This is a genomic window from Mesorhizobium sp. M1A.F.Ca.IN.020.04.1.1 (assembly GCF_003997315.1).
Classification (GTDB): domain Bacteria; phylum Pseudomonadota; class Alphaproteobacteria; order Rhizobiales; family Rhizobiaceae; genus Mesorhizobium.
Window position 1 is genome coordinate 1 of the sequence record NZ_RZSN01000138.1, and the last position, 16,112, is coordinate 16,112.

Consider the following 16,112-nt stretch of genomic DNA (forward strand, 5'->3'; position numbering starts at 1 on the left):
ATCTCTATGCGGAGGAAGCCTTCGGCGGCACGCTGATCCGCTATGCCTCCATTCCCGTGGTCGAGGGTTATCTCAGCCGAAACCGCTGGGGCCAGGTCGACACCTTTCATCGCCGCTACGAGCGCACGGCGCGCCAGGCGGCGCAGCTGCTCGGCTACGAGAAACTGCCCGCGCGCATCAAGGCTCTGGTCGACGACCCCGCCAAATGCGAGGAGAAGGTCTCGCTGATCCAGTGCGTTCAGCCGCGCGACGAGCGGCGCATGTATCGCTCCGGCGGCTCCTACCAATATCTCGACGCGGCGTTTGCCTCCTACCACGTGATCGAGGACGAGGAGGAGATCGTGCGCGAGTCGGGCTTCCGCACCTTCCCGGTCTCGACCTTCAACTGGCGCCGCTACGAGGGCGACGCCTACGGCATCTCGCCGGCCATCGAGGCGCTGACCACGGTGCGCGAGGAAAACGCGGTGCGCCGCTCCGGGCTTCGCGCTCTGCAGCAGATCACCGATCCGCCGACGGCGTCCAAGGCCAGGCTCGACTATGTGCCGGTGCTCAATCCCGGCGAAAATTATCCGGGCCTGATCGACGACAATGGACGACCGCTGATCCAGCCGATCGCGACCGGCCAGAACCCAAGCTATGCCTTCGACTATGCGGCGAGCCGCGCGGAGGAAATCCGCGACATGATGTTCGTCAACCTGTTCCAGACGCTGGTGCAGAACCCGCAGATGACCGCCACCGAGGCGCTGATCCGCCAGGAAGAGAAGGGCGCGCTGCTCGGGCCGTCGGGTTCGATCATCCAGGCCGGCTTTGCCGCAAATCTCGACCGCGAGCTTTCGATCCTGGAAGACAAGGGCCTCTATGACGAGGACAGCCGCTTCGCGCCGCCGGAGAGTCTTGCCGGCAAGACGGTGCGGCCGACCTTCACCGGCCCGCTCGACGTGCTGCGCCGCTCGGCCGAAGCCCGCGACACCATTCAGGTGGTGACGACCGCCATGCAGATGGCGCAGTTCGATCCCGGCATTATGGACAATATCGACGGCGACGAGGCGCTCCGCGTCGTGCAGAGCGCCGGCCGCAGCCCGCAGCGCATCTTTCGACGCAAGGACGAGGTCGAGGGCCTGCGTGGAGCCAGGGCGCAAGCGCAACAAGCGCAGGCCGGCATGGCCGCGATCGCCACCGCCGGCAAGGTGGCGAAGGACGCCGTTCCGGCGGCAGTGCAAGCGCGCGACAGCGGCCTGCTCGACAGCCTGCAGGCGATGATGCAGGGCGGCCAAGGCGGCGCGGCTGCCGGTGGCGCGGCTGGTGCTCCTGCCGCTGCTCAAGGCGCGATGCCTGCCGGCGCCGCCAATGGTGGCGCATGAGCCGCAAACGCTTTGCCCGCCCATCCGACGCCGGCGGCCCCTTGGCCGCGCGCGAGGCCCTGACCAAAGCCTATCGCCGCGCCTTTTCCGGCGAGGACGGCGAGATGGTGCTCGCCGACCTCACCGCCACCACCGGCTATTACCGCCGCCCGTCCTACGGCGACTGGCTGGCGCGCACCAAAACGCCCGAAGGCTTCGAGCTGCACAGCGCGCTGAGCAACGCGCGCGCCGAAGTGGTGCAGCACATCATGGGTTTTCTGACGCTGGAAGATGGCGAGCTCGCCGCACTCGAAAAGGCGGCGCGGGCCGAGGAGAGATGAGGCGCTGAAACTGCCAATCTCCCCCACGAGGGGGGAGATCAGCAGCTTCGCTCCCACCGCCAATTCTGCAGCGTTGGTGATTGGCGAAAGCATGCATGCAGCCAATCTCCCTCCTTGCGGGGGAGATGTCCGGCAGGACCGAGGGGGGCGTGCCCCACCGGCCGTGCCGTGATCTGCCACGCCGCGGTCGCGTCAACGCCAGCCCAGTCGCACGAACCACGTCGCGATCCCTCCGCCATCCGAGCTCCACCCGAAACTCACCACCCGCACCGCCGAACCGGCCGCCGTCCCTGGCGGCCCGTCGCCGCGCGCACTCCCTTCAAAACCGCCGGGCAGGAAACAGCCAATGGTCCACATCATCCCTCTTTTTGTAGGCGAGCGCCGGCTCGATACCGGCAACGCGGTGCAATATCCGGGCTCTTCGCCTGTGGGCGAAGCGATGCAGCAATTCGGCGACCGATGGCAGGCCGCCGCCGAGCGCTACGAGCAGCGCAAGGCGCAACAGCAGGCCTTCGACACCGAGATCGCCGCGCGCCGGCTGAACGGCGAACTCGCCAAGGCCGAGGCCGATGCGGTGGCCAATGCGCCCGCCGACGGCGCCGGCCTGCACGAAGCCATGTATGGCCAGGTCGATCCGTACACCGGCCAGGTGGTGAAGACCGGCCTGTTCGATACGCTGTTCGGCAATTTCCTGAAACAGGTGCCGCCCGAGCTGCGCGCCAGCATTGCCAGCCGCAAGGAAGCGCTGCGCGAGGCGGGCTCCCACCGAATGGCGCTGCAGCAAAATCAGCGCCGCAAGCAATATGAGCAGGATCAGGCGGCGGAGGTTCACTCCGCCGAGCTCAACAACATCGCGCGGAGCGACCCGAACGATACCGCCGCTTTCGATGCCTCGCGCCAGCGCGGCCTCGATCTCATCGCTAAGATGGATCTCGATCCGCAGATCAGGCTGCAGGCCGAAGCCGCCTGGCGCGCCAGCACGGCGAAGCAGCGGATGCAGGCGCTCATCGCGCAAGACCCGCGCCGCTGAGATGCTCAGCGCGGGGAAGGTCGCGAGTGACGGCATGGGCGAGACGGTGCGTTCGCAGCTTGCTGGCGGTGCTCGGAACGAAACAACGGAAGGAAACAGCCAAAAAACGCCGGATGAAATGGTCGCACAGGCGTTCGGCGAACGGCCGTCGCGGAATGACCCAGCAACCATTCCTCTCGACGCCGTCACCTACCTGAAGCCGGGCGACATCGGCGCGCTGAAGGCTCAGGCGAACAACGCCACCGCGGCTCAGATGGTCAGAGCGAATGCGAGGGTCATGCTTGCCGAGCAGAACGCCCCGGCGGTCATCGCCATCACCGGCAGATACCCCGAGGAAGAGCCGACCGAGCAGGACTTCGTCAAGGTCTACGGCGCCGACCTGGGGCCAGAACGTTTCGAACAATTCCGGATCAAAGCCGGTGTCGCCAAAGCCTACTCCGACATGCATGCGGCGCCGAACCAGGCGATCCATGCAGAGCTTCGCGATTCCGAACCTGGACCAAGCGGTTCGCCGGAACAGCGCAAACGCTACGAGATAAAGGCCGGCGCCGCCCAGCTGATCATGGCCGCCCGCGAAGCCGATCCTGTCGCTTACGTCAGTCAATTGTTTCGCGGCGACGCTCCGGACTGGAGCAAGGTCAAGACGCCTGAGGAATTTCAGGCGGCCGTCAACTGGGCCAGGGCTGCCCAGCAGCATCTGGGTTTCAGCACAGTATTGGCCGTTCCGCAGGAATTCTCGGACAGCCTTGGCGCCAGATATGTCGATGACAGCGTGCCGCTGCAGCAGCGCAACATCGAACTGAGCGACATTCTGAAGGCGGTGCGCGACCCCGAGGCGCGCGTCGCATTGGCCGGACAGGTTTTCCAATCCGCTCTGGCTCGCCTCCGCCAAAACGCGGCGGATGATCCGAAGATCACGCCGGCGGAACTGGAAGCCCAGGCAAAGAACCTCCAGTCCGATCTGATCAACATGGCTGCTCATCCGGCACGCGCGCGGTTCGACGCCGGCCCATGGTGGCAAAAGCCGTTCGCCGCCACGAACGACGTCGTCAGGCTGATGGCCAACGGCGCAACTTTCGAACAGGCCGACAAGTTCGCTGCCGGGATGAACTGGCTTTTCTCCGACAAGAGCTATGACGAGCTGCTGGCGGCCGAGCAAGCCGAAACCGAAGACGCCGAGGACCGTGCCGGATCGGCTGCCATAGGCGCAAACCTGCTCGGCGCTTTCGTCACCGGCCATGGTCTTCAGAGCGCCGGCCTTACCTTCACCGGAAGATTCGGAGCTGAGGCTCTCAAGGGCGTGCCGGGCCTGTTCGCGCGAAGCGCGACCGCAGCCGCCGACGGCGCCATGCTCAGTGGCGTCGACGCCGCGCTCAACGGGCGGGACATCGTGCGGGAAATGGGCTCCGGCGCGATTTTGGGTGCCGGTGGAAATGCGCTCGCCGAGGGGATTAGTGCTGTCGGCAGCCGGGTCGTGGCAAGGCTCACTGGTGGCCAAACCGAGGTCCCGTCCAATGCAGCGCTGGAGGCCCCGGCTCCTTCAGCTTCCGAGAGCATCACAGCGCCTCCAGAGGTCGAGGCCGGAGGTACTATCGCCGGCGTCGATGAATCTACTGCCGGCCACGATCTCCATCTCTACTACATGCCTGAGTGGGATGCCGCGCAACGGGCTGCGGCGGATCTCAAAGTTAAGATATTGACCGAAGCCGACACTGTGGTTAGCCGTGCTGTGCGGCTGTTTGGATCGGCGCGAGGAGGTTTATAGCCGCTGGCAACGAGGTTCTTGCCGGCAGCCATGTGGACCACCGAGTCGATTTGCAGCTTGGAGGTTCAGATACAATCGACAATATGGCTCTGCTTGACGCCAGCGTTAACACAAGTCTCGGGTCTCAAATCAATAACTTGATTAAGAATCTGCCAAAGGGAACTAAAATCAACAAGGTAACTATTGGAGATCGTGATGTTCGAGATATTCCAAAAAAACTTCGAGGTAGATAGCAGGGTCCCGGCGGATTCTGGTAATTCTTCGCTGGAAACAAAGGTGGCCGGGCTGAATGAGTTGCTCGCGACCTTCGGCGGCGCGACGTTCCGTCATGGCTTGTATCGAATAATGCGGGCGCAGGACGTCGCGCGATGGAACGCAAGAGTATTGTTGGGCTTCCCCGAATTCTCCGGTCGAATAACTTGCTTTGGCTATGACTGGCAAGGCTCGGCCTTTGCGGTCGACACCGGAAGGCTTGAGCAGGGCGAGCCAGGCGTTTTGATGTTCGAACCGCATACGGCGGAAGCTTTGCAGATACCGTCCAATATCAAGACTTTCCACGACGTCGAGCTCGTGGAGGAGGACGGTGCCGCCTTGGTCCCCGACGGATACGCAGCATGGCGTGAGAGCGGTGGGGCCGAACCGAATTACCAACAATGCGTAGGTTACAAGAAACCGCTGTTTCTAGGAGGTGAGGACACGATCGACAATTTCGAGTTGTCGGACTTGGATGTCTATTGGCACATCATGGGCCAAATCATCGCCAAGGTGAAGGGACTGCCGCCCGGAACACCAGTGCGCGTGTAGGCTTGAACCCCGGGGGTGGCATGCACGAGGCACCAAGCGCAACCCACCAGCAGACCGTGATAGATCACACATAATCATGTTCACCCACAAACCGTGAGGTTGCGTACAACTAAAAATGCAGGTACGGTGACTGAATGCAAGCGAGAGTTGCTAAAGGGCGTAAAATCTGAATAGGCAGAAGAAAGGTATTCGCTGGCCTCTTAGAACTTTCGAAGCTATCCGCACTTGGACAAAGGGGGATTATATGGGTGCAGGGTCTGCCGCGATGCTGCTCGGGGCGCTCGTTCCGACGTTTTTGCTGAGCCGATTATTGCTATGGGTTACAAAGAGTTGGAACGGTGGCGTGCTGCGCCTATTGCTGGTGCATATCATTTGCGGGGCACTCGCCGTGGTCGCGTCCGCTTACGGCTACTCGGCTAACGGGGCGCCGGATTGGTCCCACAGCTCCGTCTATATGGTTGCTCAGTTGATCTGGCTGATTGTGGATTTTGTTCGCGGCCGCCGCAGGCAAAGCCAGCCTGCGAGCTGATGGCCCTTAGATTCGCCTTCGCTTCGCCGTTTCAGCGCTCGATAGCGCCAGCATCTCAGGCGCCGGCGCTGCCCCGCCCTTTGGGGCACCTTCTCCCCGTGAAACGGGGAGAAGGTAAAGCCGACGCGATCAATAATCGCCGTTGTAGTACCGGTCGTCGCAGGGCGCGGTGTAGATGCGGCCGTAGCGGTCCTGGTAGCGGCAGAGCTGCTCGCCGCGGCGCTGCGGCGTCGTGGCCGAGCCGACGACGGCGCCGAGCAGCGCGCCGCTCGCCGCACCGATGACGGTGCTCTTGGTGTTGCCGCCGATCGCCTGGCCGACCAGCGCGCCGCCGGCGCCGCCGATCAACGCGCCGGTGGTGGCCCGCTGCTGACCCTCGGTCTGCGTCTCGCATCCGGCAAGCGCCGCGGTCATGAGCACCGCCAGAATAGCCTTCTTGATGATCATCTCTAGAACTCCTCTGAAGCCCCGGGACTGACGACAGGGGCGAACGAAGCTGAACTGCGGTCGCATTGCGGCGGAACGGCGGCGGCACCCGCTCACGAAGTGAGTCACGGTTTCCCGGCTGTTGAAGTTCATGGTTTCCAAACCGGAAATGTTAATGGCCAACAGTAAGATAGCGACGCTCTCTGAATCAGATTGCGAGGCTGCTACGCGGCTTCGTTCCGCATCGCCTGCTTGGCCGCGGCGGTCAAAAACCCGGAGCGGCTGTAGCCGTGGCGCTCGGCATAGCGGTCGATTTCGCTGAGCACATCCTCGGGAATCGTAACATTGACACGCACCACCCTAGCCTCCTCGGTCTTGAGCGTGACTAGGATGGCGACACCCGTGCGATTGTCCTTATCGATCATCACATCCTCGAGGGATGACGGCTCGGGAATGGCCTGGCCATCCTCGACAAGGCCATCGACATGGAAGGCAAGCGCCTCCTCGGCCAGCATGCGGGCCTCGTCGAGGCTTGTTCCAGCCGTGATCACGCCGGGGAAATCAGGGAACGAGACGCCGAAATCGCTGTCGGCGTCCTTGTGGATCAGGCCGATATAGTGTCGCATATTTCTACCTCAGCTTCAGGCCAGACTGTTTCTCGATGGATTTCAATGTGCTGACCGGAATGTCGCGCTTGGGGTGCGGCACCGTCACGCGGCCCGGTTTGGTGCGGTGCTTGAACTGGGCGTGACTGCCCTTGCGAGCCACCTCGAACCAGCCGTCAGCCTGTAATCTATCGATGACGTCGGCACTCTTCATGTTGTGTATTGATACACACAATTCAAGAGTGCGTCCAGAGTCTGCGCAGGATGCCCAATCGGCGTTCGCCCTCCGTGTTCGGAAAGCCAAGCAATTGGCTTTCCGTCCGCTGCGCGGACCACGCCTCACCCCCAAGAATGGAGAAATGAGATGACCCGAGGACTACCCCGCACCCTTGCGCGCGCCGTCGCCCGCGAGGCCGGCCTTGCGCCGCCGAAGCTCGGCCTGAAGGCCGCGACCAGCGGGCAGGGCGGAGCTTACCGCACCGTCTTCAGCTTCGCCGGCTTGCAGGTGCCGGTCGCCGATGCGCTGGCCTATGCGAGCCAGAAGATCTTCGACTTCGCCGACGGCAAGGTGCGCATCAAGGGCGGCACGGCGAGGCTGCAGTTTGCGGTGCTCACTGCCCGCGCCTCGACCATCAACGACAATGCGGCTTTGACCTGGTCGCTGGGCTCAGCGGCCGCGTCCAGCGCCACGCTTTCCGGCACCATGGTCAATGTGCTGGCATCCACCGCCCGCACGCTGGACGGCGTGGGCACCGCGGTCTCCACGGCCTCCACCGCCGACATCGCCGCCGCCGCGACGCTCGACGGGACAACGACGCCGGTCGACCTCTATCTCAACCTGGCGTTTGCCACCGGCACCGACATCGACGCCGACGGCACGATCGCGGTGACGGGGACGATCACGCTGCTGTGGGAGAACTGGGGGGATAACGCGTAGGCGCACGAACTGCTGATCTCCCCCCTCGTGGGGGAGATGCCCGGTAGGGCAGAGAGGGGCGCTGTCCCGCCGACCTTGCCGTTGACCGTATCTGAATTCATGCAAACAAACGCGACGTCGCGTTCCTTCGCGCCCCCCTCTGGCCTGCCGGCCATCTCCCCCACCTGTGGGAAGATTGGCAGCTTCAGCGCCGGCGCTCCCTTCTGGAACTCTGAACAAAGGAATTTAACTCATGACAGATCTGGCAGAGGCCGGGTCCGTGGCTTCGCGGCCGGCGGGCAACCTGGCGACGCCTCCGGCCCACGGGGACAACGGGTCCGCCCCGGCGGTCGGCAGAAGTTGGTTTTTTGACGGTCTTTCCGAAGGCAACCGCAAGCTCGCTGAAGCCAAGGGCTGGAACAAGGCCGAAAGCCTCGATCGGGTTTTCACATCCTATGCGGAACTGGAGCGCCAGCAGGGCGAAAGCCTGCGCGTTCCGGCAAAGGACGCGCCGAAGGAGGAATGGGACAGGTTCCATTCCAGACTGCCGGACGCGATGCGTCCGCTGACCTCGGCCGAGAAGGTCGAATACCGGCGGCCCGACAACCTGCCGGAAAACTTCGCCTATTCGGACGAACTCGCCAATGCCTCGAAGGCCTGGGCGGTCGAAGCGGGCGCCAGCCCGAGGATCGCGCAGGCCTATCACGACCGCTTCGTCGGCTACATGGCCGAGCAGGCCGCTGCCCAGCAGGCAGCACTTTCCCGCTCGGTCGAAGCCACCCACGACGAGCTGGTGCGTGACTGGGGACCGACCGACAGCGACGGCTTCCGCCAGAAGCTGGAGGTCGCCAACCGGGCGATGAAGAAGCTGGGGCTGGTCAGCGCCTACAAGCAGAAGGGCATCCTTCTGCCCGACGGCGCGCTGACCGATCCGCAGATCGCCCGGGCCTTCCACGCCATCGGCGAGGCGATGTTCCGCGAAGACACGATCGACGCCGACGGAGCGCCCAGGGGGCAAAATCCCTTCCGGCGCAATGCCGCCGGCGAGCGCAACATTTCGGCGATCTCCGCCCTTGTCAAAATCGACCCTCAACGCGCCCGGCGGCTGGCCCGGGACGCGGGCGAAAATCCGGACCTCTGGATGCCCAGCAACCCTCTCTGAAACCGCCTCATCAAACCTGAAGGAAAGAAAGAATGGCAGACGCCTATACCCGCATCGCGGACGCGATCGTTCCGTCCGTCTATGCCCAATACTCGTTCGAGGAGCACGTCCAGTCGCTCGAAATCTACCAGGCCGGGATCCTGTTCTCCGACCCGGCCATTTCCTCGAAACTCTCGATGGGCGGCCGCTCCGTCGACATGCCCGGCTGGAAGGATCTCGGCAACGATCCGTCGGAGCCGGTCAATGACGATCCGGCCGACTCGATCGAGATGAAGAAGATCGGCTCGCGCCGCGAGGTCGCCGCCCGCAACGTGCGAGCCCAGGCCTGGGGCGTTCCGGACCTGACCGCAATCCTTGCCGGCGACGACCCGCAGAAGCTGATCGTGCGCCGCCAGACCGAATACTGGCAGCGCGCCAACAAGCTGACCCTGCTCGGCATCCTGAAGGGCGTGCTCGCCGACAACGTCGCCAATGACGGCGGCGACTTGGTGCGCACCACCGGCGCCTCGATCGTCGACACCGACATCATCGAGGCGGCGTACCTCATGGGCGACCGCGCCGATAAGTTCCGCACCATCTGGATGCATTCCAAGCAGATGAAGGCCCTCAAGCTCGCCGACCTCATCGACTATGTGCCGTCCTCCGAGCAGGGCAGGCCGCTGATCCCCTATTACATGGGCCTGCGCTGCGTGGTCGACGACGACATCCCGGTCGCGGCCGGCGTCTACACGGCGTTCATGTTCAAGGACAAGGCGATCCTGTGGAACGAGCTGCCGGTGAACTCTGAAGGCGGTCCGCTAGAGTTCGATCGCAAGCCGCGCCAGGGTCATGGCGGCGGCGTCACTGAAATGGTGGGTCGCCGGCATTTCGTGGCGCATGTCCCGGGCACGCGCTTTCTCGACGCCTCGACCGCCGGCGAGTTCGCCACCGACGCCGAGCTGGCCCTGGCGGCGAACTGGGACCGCACCGCCTCCAGCGTGAAGAACATGAGCTTCATCGCGCTGAAGACGACGGAGGCGTAACGACCTTTCGACCGCTTGGCGGGGAGGCAATGCTCCGCCAAGCTGGCTCCGCTTGGTCAGCGCTCACAGCAACGATAGTTCTCGAACGATTACCGATGTGCCGACAGCAACCTCTGACTGCAAAAATTCGGTTGTGTTGCGCAAAAAACACATCAACGCTCGGTGGCCGCTGATAGGTTGGGAGTCGGGTTTCACTTTGGGGTTTCGATGCGCTCACTTTCCTTCTTGTTTGCCGGTTTGCTGGCTTTGTTGACCGGGTCCGCAATGGCCGCCGATGCGGTGGCGGGCGCTCCGGCGGAAAGCATCAACTGGTCGGGTGCCTATCTCGGCGGCGTCGCCGGCTACGGCTGGAAGTCCGACAGCTATCACTACTCTGGTAGCTCGGTCGACTTCGATTCCAACGGCTTTGTTGGCGGGTTGACTGCCGGCTACAACTGGCAGCAGGGTCAGTTTGTTTTCGGTGCGGAAGCCGATATCAGCTACGCCGATATGAACGGCAGCGTACTAGAGATTCCCTTCGTGCCCCCGTGCGGCGTCCCAGGCCAAGGGTGCACGGCCAAGGTCGACTGGTTCGGCACCGGCCGCGCTCGCGTCGGCTATGCCTTCGAGAATTTTCTTCCCTACGCCACCGGTGGCCTTGCAGTCGGTCACGTGAAGGGATCGGCCGATCTCGGCGCATGCGGTGCTAGTCCGACTTGCGATTTCAGCGACACACGTTGGGGCTGGACCGCTGGCGCCGGCGTAGAATGGGCGATGAATCAGCAGGTTTCGTTCAAGGCCGAATATTTGCATGTCGACCTTGGCCGGCCGTCCTTCTCGACCAGCAATCCGCCGGATCCGTCGACTGACCGCATCGACTTCGACACCGTCCGCATCGGTATCAACTATCATTTCTAGGGTCCTGACTGGCTTCGGCCGAGCTGCCGCAAAGGTAGGGGAATTCGCTGGCGCCTGAGGCGTCAGCGTTCCTGGCTCCGCCCGGGCAGGACGCCGTAAAGCGCCGACACGCTGACATTCCGCACGCAATCCAAGCCGCCAGTCGCGGCTTTTTTCATGCCCGGAGTTCCCATGACTTTTGCTCGACCAAGCCGGACGAGGCGCTGACCCATGGCCATCACCCCGCTCGACATCGCCAACATGGCTTTGGCAGTCCTTGACGAGGCGCCGATCGACAGCCTTGACCAGGACGTCAAGGCGGCCCGCCTGCTCAACCTGCATTTCGACCTCACCCGCGAGGGCGAGCTGGCGAAACACGCCTGGGTGTTCGCCATCCTTTCGGCCTTGGTGCCGGGCTCGGATTCAGGAAGCGGCGACTGCACGCTGAACTATGCCTACGAGCTGCCGGCCGACTGCATCCGCCCGCTGCCGCTGACCGACACCGGCGAGCCGGGCGGCGTGCCGATTTCCTGGCGCCAGGAGGCGGGGCTGGTCTATTCCGACCAGCCGGGACCGCTGACGATCCGCTACATCGCCAACCTCACCGATCCGAACGACTGGGACGCGCTGTTCACCGAAGTGCTGGTGGCGGCTTTGGCCATCAAGGTCGCGCATCCGCTGACCCATAAGGCGGGCATGATCGACATTGCCCGCGCCGCCTATGATCGCGCCCTCGACGCCGCCTTTTCGGCCAACGCCATCCAGCGCGGCGGCCGGCTCTACACCGGCGGCTGGGCAACCCAGCGCGGCGATTTGAGGAGCTTTCGTAAATGACAGCGCTCTATCCGGTCCAAGACGTCTTCACCCGCGGCGAGATCTCGCCCAGGCTCCATTCCCGCGCTTCCCTTGACCTCTACCGGGCGGCGCTCGCCCAATGCGAGAATTTCGTCACCTTGCCGCATGGCGGCATCCGCGCCCGCGGCGGCACCTATTTCGTCGCCGAGGTGAAGAACTCGGCCAAGAAGACGCGCGGCATTCCATTCATCTTTTCCTCCGACCAGGCCTACTGCCTGGAATTCGGCGACCTCTATATCCGCGTCTATGCCTATGGCGCGCGGGTCGGCACGGTCGAGATCGCCTCGCCCTATCTGGAGGCCGACCTCTTCGAGCTTGCCTATGTGCAGTCGGCCGACCAGATGTGGATCACCCATCGCGACTATCCGCCCAAGGTGCTGACCCGCACCGCGCACACCGCGTGGACGCTCGAGGACTTCGAGTTCCTCGACGGTCCCTATGACGACATCAACGATACCGCCACGACGCTGGCGCCTTCCGACACCGGCCACCTGACGCCCAAGATGACCTCGAACACGACGCCAGCCGGCACCGTCTCCGCTACCGCGGCAAGCGCCGACGACTTCAAGATGTTCGACCGTGACAAGACCCAGCATCTCATCTTGTCTGGCGGCGGCGACGGCTTAATCCGCTACCGCACCGCCGGCGGCGCGCAACGGGTCGTTGACGCCTACTGGCTGACCGCCTCGAGCAAGGCGACCCAGGCTTACGACTTCTTCACCGCTTGGGAGGTCCAGGGATCGAATGACGGCGTTTCCTGGACCACGCTCGATACCCGTACCGGCGAGCTCGGCTGGGGTAATGGCGAGACGCGCTTCTACGATTTCCCCAACAAGTCCGCCTTCGAATACCATCAGCTGGTGTTCAGCGGCGGCGGCGGCGACGATGCGACCAATTCGATCGCCGCGGAGCTTGCCTTTCATGTCGCGGCTTCCGACCAGACGCCGTTCGATCTCACCGCATCCGGCACGGCCGGCATCAACGGCGGCGCCGGGTTCCAGGCCACCGATGTCGGCCGCGCCATCCGGCTGCTCGGCTCCGACGGCGTATGGCGCTGGGCCAAGATCACCAGCCGCACCAGCACCACCGTGGTGAAGATCGTAATCTACGGCCATGCCCTGCCGAACACCAACCCGATCACCCGCTGGCGGCTCGGGACCTTCGTGCCGGGCAAATATGTCGAGTCCGGTTCGCTCTATGAGGAGCGCCTGGCCTTCAGCCGGCGCTTTTCCGTCTATGCATCGGCCACCGGCGACTTCGACAATTTCGCGCTCGGCCAGAAGGACGACGACGCGCTGGAATTCGTCCAGGCCGGCGGCGGCCAGGCCAACGACATATTGTGGATCGCCGATTCCGACGGCGCGCTGCTGATCGGCACCTCCGGCGGCATCCGCGCCCTGTCGGGCTCTGGCATCGACGAGGCGCTGACGCCGTCCTCCTTCAAGAACCGTCGCTCGCGCACTTTCGGCTGCGCCCGCATCCGACCGGTCGATGCCGGGCAATCTTTCCTCTATGTCACGCGTTCGCGCCGGGCGATCGCCGAGCTGACGCAGGTGCAGACCAGCCGATATCAGTCCGAAGACATCGGCCAGATATCCGAGCACATTCCGAAGCAGGGCGTGGTCGAGCTCGCCTACCAGACCGACCCCGACCCGATCCTGTGGTTCCCCCTCGATAATGGTGAGCTGGCGGGCTACACGCACCAGCCGAGCCAGGAAGTCCGCGGCATGCACCGCCATCGCCTCGGCGGGACCTTCTCGGGCTCCGATTGGGCGGTGGTCGAAAGCGCGGTGGTGACGCCGGGTCAAAACGGCGTCGACGACATCTGGCTGTTCGTCAAGCGCACCATCGGCGGTCTGACGAAACGCTACATCGAGGTGATGCAGGCGCCCTTCGAATACGGAGAGCTCGCCGACGCTTTCCAGGTCGACTGCGGGCTGACCTACTCAGGGGCGCCGGTCAACGTCGTCTCCGGCCTCGGCCATCTCAACGGCCAGAGAGTCGACGTGCTGGGCGACGGCAAGGTCTTTCGCGGCCTCATCGTCGCCTCCGGTCAGGTGACGCTGCCCTCCGGCGCCAGCGCCGCGAAATGGCAAGTCGGGCTTCCGTTTCAATCGGAAGCCGACACGCTGGAGCTCGATGTCGGCGGCCAGGACGGCTCGATCATCGGTCGGCGCAAGAAGGTGGCGAAGGCGATCCTGTCGCTGCTCAAGACCGACACAACGGGACTTGAGGTGCAGTCCTGCATCCGCGGCCGCTGGGAGGCCGTGCGCATGCCCTCGGTCGTCGCGCCCGACGGCAAGGCGAAGCTCTACACCGGCAATGTCGAGGTGCCGATCGACGACAGCTGGGAAGGGCAGGGCAGGGTGAAAATCCGCCACGTCAACCCGACGCCCTGCACGATCCGGGCGCTTACGCCCGTGTTTGAGGCGGAGCCGTAAGCGATGTTGCTGCCGCAATAGCAACGCCGAGTTCCCGCGCACCCCCCTCTGGCCTGCCGGCCATCTCCCCCGCAAGGGGGGAGATCAGCTGGCGTCTTTGGTTTCGCCAATTGCCGACCTTGCAAGTGACAGTCGAGAGGACCAGGACATGAAGCGCAGCCGCTTCTTTGAAGAGCAGATCATCGGAATTTTGAAGGAGCATGAGGCCGGGGTCTCGGTCGCCGACCTGTGTCGGAAGCACGGCGTCAGCGATGCTTCGATCTACAACTGGAAGGCCCGCTTTGGCGGGATGGATGTCTCCGAGGCTCGGCGACTGAAGGCGCTGGAGGACGAGAACACGCGGCTGAAGCGGCTTCTGGCCGACGCCATGCTCGACAATGCCGCATTGAAGGATCTCGTGGGAAAGAAATGGTGACGCCCGCGGCCAAGCGGAAAGCTGTCGCTTACCTGAAGGAAGGCTTCGGGATGAGCGAACGGCGGGCGTGTAAAGCCATCGGCTGTTGCCGCATGACGGTTCGCTACGAGACTAGCAGGCCGGACGACCGCGAGATTCGCGAGCGGATGAAGGCGATCGCGCAGGAGCGTCGCCGGTTCGGCTACCGGCGTCTCCTCGTGATGCTGAGGCGGGAGGGCCTGGTCGTGAACCACAAGAAGCTGTTCCGGCTCTATCGGGAGGAGAAGCTCGCCGTTCGCCGACGTGGCGGCCGCAAGCGGGCGATCGGGACCAGGGCGCCGATGCTGGTGCCGCTGAGGCCCGACGAGCGCTGGTCGCTCGACTTCGTATCGGACCAGCTCACCGACGGGCGCCGCTTCCGCATCCTGGCCGTCGTCGACGACTGCACGAGAGAGTGCCTGGCACTCATCGTTGATACGTCTCTCTCGGGCATGCGAGTTGCCCGCGAACTGGACCGGCTCATCACCGAGCGCGGCCGGCCGCGGATGATCGTCAGCGACAATGGCAGCGAGTTCACCTCCAACGCCATCCTCGCCTGGGCGGATCAGAACCGCGTCGAATGGCATTACATTGCGCCCGGCAAGCCGATGCAGAATGGCTTCATCGAGAGCTTCAACGGCCGACTGCGCGATGAACTGCTCAACGAGACACTGTTTACCTCGCTGGCTCAGGCGCGCGTAGCCATCGCCCTGTGGCGCGCCGACTACAACACCGCGCGGCCGCACTCCCAAATCGCCTGGCAGACACCGGCCGAGTTCGCCATCACCTTCAATCCGCGACGGTCGCTCGCGCTGCGCTATGCCAAAGGCTCCGCGCCAGCGACTGTCGCTTCACCCGCCCAGCAGGGCACAACCCAGGCCGGAAACGAACTCAAAACTGGATAGAAACTGGGGGCAACGTCATTGCCTGGACTTCGCGATACTTTTCGCCGACTGAGTTCGCTTCCAATTGATTTCGAAGGAAAGACCGTTTTGGACATCGGGTGTAGCCTCGGTGGCTTTCTGTTCTCCCTAACCGGGGCACTCCGATGGGGTGTTGGTATCGATATAGACTGGAGAAGTATTAACGTCTGTCAGAAGTTGAAATCGATGCATTCCGCATCGAATCTGGATTTCTACGTGCACGACATCGAGACGCAGCCATTGTCACTAATTGAGCAATTTTTGCCGGACCCGACCGTCGACATTGTATTTATCATGCGGATTATGGGCAGTCACAGCCTCTCTAAGGTGTTAGAGTATGCTGCCGGTATCTCCAACGTGATCGTGTTTGAGCCAATATACAGTCACGCCGCCCGTGAAGGTGACGTTGAGAAACTGAAAAGCATGTTTTCGTCGGTTAAGTTATCGAAACTGACATTTTCGAACCATTAGACGGTCGGCATCACACAATCTATCTGGCGACAAATCCAGTCACAGCTCGCCCGGGCGCCTGAAGCGACACGACATCAGCCAACAGCAGAACAAAAGACCGTCCGATAGATCGCTTTGGAGGCTGCTTTCAGTTGCGGCACCCAAACGCTCAGGCCAAGCTCTCCGCCGCACAC

The 16,112-nt window shown here is 63.5% G+C and carries 17 protein-coding genes; 14 read left to right on the forward strand and 3 right to left on the reverse strand.

Annotation, left to right across the window (positions count from 1 at the left end):
* The 6 genes from EOA49_RS23345 to EOA49_RS23370 all read left to right on the forward strand — a co-directional run.
* Positions 1-1,361: portal protein (locus EOA49_RS23345; RefSeq protein WP_127243373.1), on the forward strand; the 1,361-nt coding region annotated here is incomplete at its 5' end.
* Positions 1,358-1,681 carry a hypothetical protein gene (locus EOA49_RS23350; protein WP_095824478.1) on the forward strand — a complete coding sequence of 108 codons (324 nt, stop codon included), beginning with the start codon at positions 1,358-1,360 and terminating at the stop codon, positions 1,679-1,681. The genes EOA49_RS23345 and EOA49_RS23350, both read left to right, overlap by 4 nt.
* Positions 1,682-2,027: 346 nt before the next feature.
* Positions 2,028-2,711 (forward strand): hypothetical protein, encoded by a 684-nt coding sequence (locus tag EOA49_RS23355; protein ID WP_127240779.1) that lies wholly within the window; start codon positions 2,028-2,030, stop codon positions 2,709-2,711.
* Positions 2,712-2,829: 118 nt separating this feature from the next.
* The gene (locus tag EOA49_RS23360; protein WP_127243374.1) at positions 2,830-4,476 is read left to right on the forward strand and encodes a hypothetical protein; all 1,647 of its coding nucleotides are present in this window, start codon (positions 2,830-2,832) and stop codon (positions 4,474-4,476) included.
* A gap of 195 nt (positions 4,477-4,671) precedes the next feature.
* Entirely contained in the window at positions 4,672-5,280 is a 609-nt protein-coding gene (locus EOA49_RS23365; RefSeq protein WP_095824477.1) for a T6SS immunity protein Tdi1 domain-containing protein, read from the forward strand.
* Between the two features lie 265 nt (positions 5,281-5,545).
* Positions 5,546-5,809 (forward strand): hypothetical protein, encoded by a 264-nt coding sequence (locus tag EOA49_RS23370; protein WP_127240777.1) that lies wholly within the window; start codon positions 5,546-5,548, stop codon positions 5,807-5,809.
* A 129-nt stretch (positions 5,810-5,938) separates the two neighbouring features.
* Here EOA49_RS23370 and EOA49_RS23375 read toward each other — a convergent pair whose 3' ends face one another.
* From EOA49_RS23375 to EOA49_RS23385, 3 genes are all read right to left on the reverse strand, one after another.
* Positions 5,939-6,256, reverse strand: a complete 318-nt coding sequence (locus EOA49_RS23375; RefSeq protein ID WP_066999331.1) for a YMGG-like glycine zipper-containing protein — start codon at positions 6,254-6,256, stop codon at positions 5,939-5,941.
* Between the two features lie 203 nt (positions 6,257-6,459).
* Positions 6,460-6,861, reverse strand: coding sequence for a type II toxin-antitoxin system HicB family antitoxin (locus EOA49_RS23380; RefSeq protein WP_095824475.1), 402 nt, complete (start codon positions 6,859-6,861; stop codon positions 6,460-6,462).
* A gap of 4 nt (positions 6,862-6,865) precedes the next feature.
* The gene (locus tag EOA49_RS23385) at positions 6,866-7,054 is read right to left on the reverse strand and encodes a type II toxin-antitoxin system HicA family toxin (RefSeq protein ID WP_095824474.1); all 189 of its coding nucleotides are present in this window, start codon (positions 7,052-7,054) and stop codon (positions 6,866-6,868) included.
* Between the two features lie 150 nt (positions 7,055-7,204).
* Between EOA49_RS23385 and EOA49_RS23390 the strand changes: the two genes are divergently transcribed.
* From EOA49_RS23390 to EOA49_RS23425, 8 genes are all read left to right on the forward strand, one after another.
* Positions 7,205-7,777: a hypothetical protein gene (locus EOA49_RS23390; protein ID WP_095824473.1), complete on the forward strand. Its 573-nt coding sequence runs from the start codon at positions 7,205-7,207 to the stop codon at positions 7,775-7,777.
* Positions 7,778-8,009: 232 nt separating this feature from the next.
* Positions 8,010-8,918 carry a hypothetical protein gene (locus EOA49_RS23395; protein WP_127240776.1) on the forward strand — a complete coding sequence of 303 codons (909 nt, stop codon included), beginning with the start codon at positions 8,010-8,012 and terminating at the stop codon, positions 8,916-8,918.
* A 32-nt stretch (positions 8,919-8,950) separates the two neighbouring features.
* Positions 8,951-9,940, forward strand: coding sequence for a Coat protein (locus EOA49_RS23400; RefSeq protein WP_127240775.1), 990 nt, complete (start codon positions 8,951-8,953; stop codon positions 9,938-9,940).
* 207 nt (positions 9,941-10,147) lie between these two features.
* Positions 10,148-10,837 (forward strand): outer membrane protein, encoded by a 690-nt coding sequence (locus tag EOA49_RS23405; protein WP_066999317.1) that lies wholly within the window; start codon positions 10,148-10,150, stop codon positions 10,835-10,837.
* Positions 10,838-11,047: 210 nt separating this feature from the next.
* A complete protein-coding gene (locus EOA49_RS23410; RefSeq protein WP_127241958.1) occupies positions 11,048-11,650 on the forward strand; it encodes a hypothetical protein in 603 nt (200 codons plus the stop codon).
* Complete coding sequence (locus EOA49_RS23415; protein WP_127241959.1) at positions 11,647-14,112, forward strand: hypothetical protein; 2,466 nt, start codon at positions 11,647-11,649, stop codon at positions 14,110-14,112. Before EOA49_RS23410 ends, EOA49_RS23415 begins: the two co-directional genes overlap by 4 nt.
* A gap of 148 nt (positions 14,113-14,260) precedes the next feature.
* A protein-coding gene (locus EOA49_RS23420; protein WP_127241960.1) for an IS3 family transposase occupies positions 14,261-15,450 on the forward strand; the annotation gives its coding sequence in 2 pieces (ribosomal slippage) (positions 14,261-14,510 and positions 14,510-15,450; 1,191 coding nt in all).
* 18 nt (positions 15,451-15,468) lie between these two features.
* Positions 15,469-15,939, forward strand: a complete 471-nt coding sequence (locus EOA49_RS23425; protein ID WP_164747006.1) for a class I SAM-dependent methyltransferase — start codon at positions 15,469-15,471, stop codon at positions 15,937-15,939.
* The last annotated feature ends 173 nt before the right edge of the window (positions 15,940-16,112 follow it).